Genomic DNA, 513 nt, shown 5'->3' on the forward strand with positions numbered 1-513 from the left:
GTCACGCATCCAGTTAATAAAGCACTCGTGAAATTTTTGCAGGACTGATACAGGATACAACTCTGGCAATGGTATCGTGAACAGGAATACCATTTTCAAAATCACCATATTGCTTCAAAAAATCGAGATGTGTTTCCCCAAAATCCTCTATATCTTCCCATCCTTCTGCACCAGAAATAACGGCACAAATAGTCAACAGTAGAATATCCGATAATTTATGTTCCACTTTCCAGGCTTGTCTGTAATCGGGAATTATAGAAATATGTTCCATCAATTTTTTTAAGTTCCATTTTGCTCTCCTTAATTATGTAAGGAGTATTTGATCATGTATAAGTAATAAAAAACAGCTTCAGGTAATGAGGAATATCTCAATTTTTAAACATAAAATGCGAATTATTTAGTACAAAAAGCAGGGCAAGATTACGAAAGCCCGCTCCCCGCAAGGACTGACGCCAGGTAGTTTCTGTCCATGGCTGCTTTTCGCATCTTACGTCTTAACCCTGCCTTGAATAC

General features: G+C 37.6%; 1 protein-coding gene and 1 pseudogene. Both read right to left on the reverse strand.

What is annotated here, in order from left to right:
• Window positions 1–271: pseudogene (locus CRI63_RS23755) on the reverse strand (ISAs1 family transposase); the annotation flags it as partial.
• A 149-nt stretch (window positions 272–420) separates the two neighbouring features.
• The coding region (locus CRI63_RS24630) for a hypothetical protein (RefSeq protein WP_029784701.1) at window positions 421–513 on the reverse strand (93 nt) is incomplete at its 5' end.

The organism is Escherichia sp. E2661 (genome assembly GCF_004745185.1).
Lineage (GTDB): Bacteria > Pseudomonadota > Gammaproteobacteria > Enterobacterales > Enterobacteriaceae > Escherichia.